The organism is Neoroseomonas rubea (assembly GCF_016106015.1).
Classification (GTDB): domain Bacteria; phylum Pseudomonadota; class Alphaproteobacteria; order Acetobacterales; family Acetobacteraceae; genus Neoroseomonas; species Neoroseomonas rubea.
In genome coordinates, this window is sequence record NZ_JACADQ010000356.1 from 1 (window position 1) to 4,260 (window position 4,260).

Consider the following 4,260-nt stretch of genomic DNA (forward strand, 5'->3'; position numbering starts at 1 on the left):
GCCGGCATCGCGGCGCTGACGGGCGGTTCGCCGCTGGCGGGCGCTGCGATCGGCGGCGCGGGCGGTGCCGCGGTCGGCGCGCTGACGGCGCCGCGCTACCGCCGCTACTGATACCATGCGCACGAAGGCTTCGCCTTCGTGCGCCTCAGACGCCGGGCGGGCGGCATTCGCGGCCTCGGCCCTGCGGGCCGCTGATCCATCCGCCGCGTGTTTCGCGTGGTGAAAGCGCCCCGGGCCGGGGCTATTCCAGCCGCAGCGCGGCGCGCATCTCGGCCGCTCCCGCGGGATCGGTCAGCGCAGCCAGCCGCAGCGCCGCCAGCGTCGCATGGCGCTGCAACAGGGACCGCCGGCGCGCCGGAGCCAGACGATGCTCCGGCGCGTCGCGCAGCAGGGCGGGCTCGCGGTCATCGGCCACCACCAGGCCGACATCCTCGGGCAGCAGGTCCTGCGGAAAATCGAGATCGACCGCGAAGAACAGCCGGTCGCACCAGGCGCGGTAGTCGGCCCATTTCTGGTCGCACAGGAAATCCCGCGCGCCGGATTTCACTTCGAGGATCACGAAGCCGCCGTCCGGCAACAGCGCGAGCACATCCGCGCGGCGGCCATCGGGCAGCGGCACCTGCTCCACCGGCGCCCAGCGGCGCAACAGGCAGAAGCGAAGCGCGGCGCGGGTGATGGCGAGGGTGCGGGTTGCGGCGTCCATGGGAAGAACGGGGGGAGAAGGGAACTTCTCCCCCCGTACCCCCCTCAACCTTCTTTGTCAGTCTGGCGACGGACTCCCGAACGACAAAGAAGGTTGGGGGGCTCGGGGGGAAGTTCCCTTCCCCCCGCCTTACGTCTTCAACCCGCTCGGCTTCGGCGTCGCCCCCACATTCCCCGCCGACCTTCCCGCATCCACCGGCAGCGTCACGCCCGTGATCCAGCGCGCCGACTGGGATGCCAGGAAGCACACCGCCTCCGCCACGTCCCAGGCCGTGCCTTCCACCTTCAGCAGCCCCGCATTGGCGCGCTGCTGGCGCAGCTCCTCGCTCATGCCGCGCGAGGCGACCATCGGCGTGTAGACATAGCCGGGAGCGACCGCGTTCACGCGCACCAGGTCGCCACCATGATGCGCGGCCATCGCCCGCGTCATCTGCACGATGGCCCCCTTCGTCGTCGCATACAGCAGGCCCGGATGCCCGCCCTGCAGCCCGGCGATGGACGCGAGGTTCACGATCGCGCCCGCGCCCTGCTTGCGCATCTCCGGCACCGCATGGCGCGCCATCAGCATCACGGACTTCACGTTCACCGCCATGCCGTGGTCCCAGGCCTCGATGTCGAGCGCCGTCGCATCGCCGGGCGGGCCGCTGATGCCGACGTTGTTCACCAGCACATCGACCCGGCCCCACAGCCGCACGGCTTCGGCCACCGCCGCCGCGCAATCGGCATCCTTGGACACATCGCCGACGAACGGCGCGCAGGTGCCGCCCTCGGCGCGGATCATCTCCTCGGTCCGCGTCAGCCATCCGCGCTGCACGTCCAGCAGCAGCACCTTGGCACCGCGGCGCGCGAGCAGCGTCGCGATGGCGCGGCCATTGCCGACCGTGGTGGCCTCGGTCCCTGAGTCGCGCGACCCCGCGCCGGTGACGATGGCGACCTGGCCATCGAAGCGAGTCCTGTCCTGCATGGCGTTCCCTCCGGTGTTGCGTGCAGCCTGCAACGGCGCGCGGGGCGCGGAAACCCCCGCGCGGTTGCAGGCCGCGCAGGGCAGGGCCACCTGTCGCGGCATGATGCGCCGCACCCTCCTTGCCCTGCCCTTCCTCGCCCTGCCGCTCGCCGCCGCGGCGCAGGACACGCCCATCCGCTCCGAACAGGCGAATTTCCGCGTCACCACCTTCGCCACGGGGCTGGAAAACACCTGGGGCGGCGTGTTCCTGCCCGACGGCTCGATGCTGGTGACGGAACGGCCGGGCCGGCTGCGCCGCCTGACGGCCGATGGCCGGGTCTCCGCGCCGCTCGGCGGCGTGCCGCAGGTGGAAGCGGTCGGCCAGGGCGGGCTGCTCGACGTCGCGCTCGCGCCGGACTTCGCCCGCACGCGGGACGTGTTCCTCTGCCAGGCGGCGTCGGTCGAAGGCGGCGCGCTGACGCGGCTCATCACCGCGCGGCTTTCCCCCGATTCGACGCAGCTGGTCGGCGTGCGCCGCGTGCTGGACGCGACGCCGGCGCAGCGCAGCGGGCGGCTGCACTATGGCTGCCGCATCGCCTTCGACCGGGACGGGTTCCTCTATCTCTCGACCGGGGAGCGGAACGAGCGCGCACGCGCCCAGCGCCTCGACGACCTGGCCGGCAAGGTGCTGCGCCTGACGCGGGATGGGCGCGTGCCGCCGGACAATCCCTTCGTCGGCCGCGCCGATGCCCGCCCCGAGATCTTCTCCTATGGCCACCGGCACCCGCAGGGCCTCGCGCTGAATCCCTGGACGGGCAGCCTGTGGGAAGCGGAATTCGGGCCGCGCGGGGGGGACGAGATCAACATCCTCCGCCGCGGCGCCAATTTCGGCTGGCCGACCGTCAGCCACGGGCGGGAATACTGGGGGCCGCGCATCTCGCGGGAGGTGAGCGCGCAGGGCCTGACCGACCCGCTGCATGTCTTCGACCCGCCGATCAGCCCCTCCGGCATCGCCTTCTATGACGGCTCAGCCTTTCCGGGGTGGCGGCGCAGCCTGTTCGTCGCGGCGCTGAACACGCCGGGGCTGGTGCGGCTTTCAACCGATGGCGACCGCGTCACGGGGGAGGAACGGCTGCTGACCGGCTTCGCGCGGATGCGGCACGTGATCGTCGGGCCGGATGGGCGGATCTACCTGCTGACGGATGAGGGGCAGGGGCGGATCTTCCGGCTCGATCCGGCGTGAGCGCCGAATCGGGCGCTCGACGGTGAGAGGCATCGGGGGGAGAAGGGAACTTCTCCCCCCGCCCCCCCCTCAACCTTCTTTGTCACTTGGGGCCTCGATCGTCCGGACGGCGCGTCTCCGGCGCGTGCGACCGGCGAAGGCTTCCGACAGGGACTCACTCGGCGCGCGGCTCGCATGACAGGCGACGGAAGATCTCCACGGCCTGTGCCGTCGTCGTCTCGGCGGCGGCGCCCTGACGCACATCCTCACGCGGCCACATCCAGGACTGCGGCGGGTCGTCGCGCATGGTCCAGGAGGGAAAGAGACGATCGCTGGTATCGGCGCAATGCAGGAGCGCCACCTCGATATGCCGGTCGTCACGAAGGATGCGGCCGAACGTCTCGGTGACTGCGAGTCGGGGGCCTTCCAGGATCTGCAGGAACAGGTCTGCGCGGCATACGAGCGCGCCGGTGATGCTTTTCCGAGCGTTGTTCCGACGTGCCGCAACCAGGATGTCGTCGAGCATCTCGGCGTTGAAGCCGAAAGGACGCGAAGCGTAGATGAGCTGGCAAAGGGGCATCGGCGGCAGAGCCTTTCGAGTTGCCCAAGGATGGACCGGTTCCTCGCCGTTGCCCAGCGTCGCTGGTCAGCGAGCCTGGCCTAGGCCCCGACAGCGTGGTGGTGCTCGCTCGGCTGCGCGAGCAGGTCGCCAACGCCCCGCCGGAACCGCGCGTTGTTCCCTCCAGCGGGACTGTTGCTGGTCCATCGCCTCCGCCGGTCGCGAGTGGCACCCATCGTCCGCATGGCGGGCTTGCGCCGCGCAGCGGCTGGTTGAGGAAGCAAGGAGGACGCCAACCCGCCGCTACATGCGGAACAGCCGCTCGATGACATCGTCGATGTCCAGCGCATCCGGCTTCGCGCTGTCGGTCGCGTCGAACCATTCGCGGATGGCGCATTCGAGATCGGGATGGAAGTCGCCAAGAAACCAGCGCGCCGGCCATTGGGCACGCGGGACATGCGCGCGCCTGTCGCCATAGGCGAAAAGAACGCGCGTATCGTCCATTCGATAGGTGAGCAGCCTGTCCATTCGGCGTGCAACGGATCAGGGCGGCGAAGGTTGCAGGAAAAATCCTGCGGACGCGTGTCCACAGCGAACCGATTGTGCGCGGCCCGCGCCGGCGGCACCACGCGCGCGGCCTTCGATGGGCGGACCGTGGGGTGGCGCAGCCTGGATGCGCTTGGCCGGGTGCTGGCCTGCGTCTGGCGGTTGTGAACCTGTTCCGCCGCATGGTCACGGCGTTCCGCGGCGATGCGGCGGCGCGACGGCCGAGCGTCATGGCGGCCGCGACGGCCGCGCGCCGCGCGGGTCGCGGCACAGATGGCCGCGGCCGAG

General features: G+C 71.1%; 5 protein-coding genes. 1 reads left to right on the forward strand and 4 read right to left on the reverse strand.

Going from position 1 to position 4,260, the window contains the following annotated elements:
* Positions 1-241 precede the first annotated feature (241 nt).
* Together HW577_RS21625 and HW577_RS21630 are read right to left on the reverse strand one after the other, a co-directional pair.
* Positions 242-703 carry an MmcB family DNA repair protein gene (locus tag HW577_RS21625; protein WP_198378189.1) on the reverse strand — a complete coding sequence of 154 codons (462 nt, stop codon included), beginning with the start codon at positions 701-703 and terminating at the stop codon, positions 242-244.
* A gap of 129 nt (positions 704-832) precedes the next feature.
* The gene (locus HW577_RS21630) at positions 833-1,666 is read right to left on the reverse strand and encodes an SDR family NAD(P)-dependent oxidoreductase (RefSeq protein WP_198378190.1); all 834 of its coding nucleotides are present in this window, start codon (positions 1,664-1,666) and stop codon (positions 833-835) included.
* 100 nt (positions 1,667-1,766) lie between these two features.
* On the opposite strand from HW577_RS21630, the gene HW577_RS21635 reads away from it, so the two are divergent.
* Positions 1,767-2,888, forward strand: a complete 1,122-nt coding sequence (locus tag HW577_RS21635) for a PQQ-dependent sugar dehydrogenase (RefSeq protein WP_232475133.1) — start codon at positions 1,767-1,769, stop codon at positions 2,886-2,888.
* A 154-nt stretch (positions 2,889-3,042) separates the two neighbouring features.
* Here HW577_RS21635 and HW577_RS21640 read toward each other — a convergent pair whose 3' ends face one another.
* Both HW577_RS21640 and HW577_RS21645 read right to left on the reverse strand, forming a co-directional pair.
* The gene (locus tag HW577_RS21640; protein WP_198378191.1) at positions 3,043-3,447 is read right to left on the reverse strand and encodes a BLUF domain-containing protein; all 405 of its coding nucleotides are present in this window, start codon (positions 3,445-3,447) and stop codon (positions 3,043-3,045) included.
* 282 nt (positions 3,448-3,729) lie between these two features.
* Complete coding sequence (locus HW577_RS21645; RefSeq protein ID WP_198378192.1) at positions 3,730-3,954, reverse strand: hypothetical protein; 225 nt, start codon at positions 3,952-3,954, stop codon at positions 3,730-3,732.
* Between the last annotated feature and the right edge of the window lie 306 nt (positions 3,955-4,260).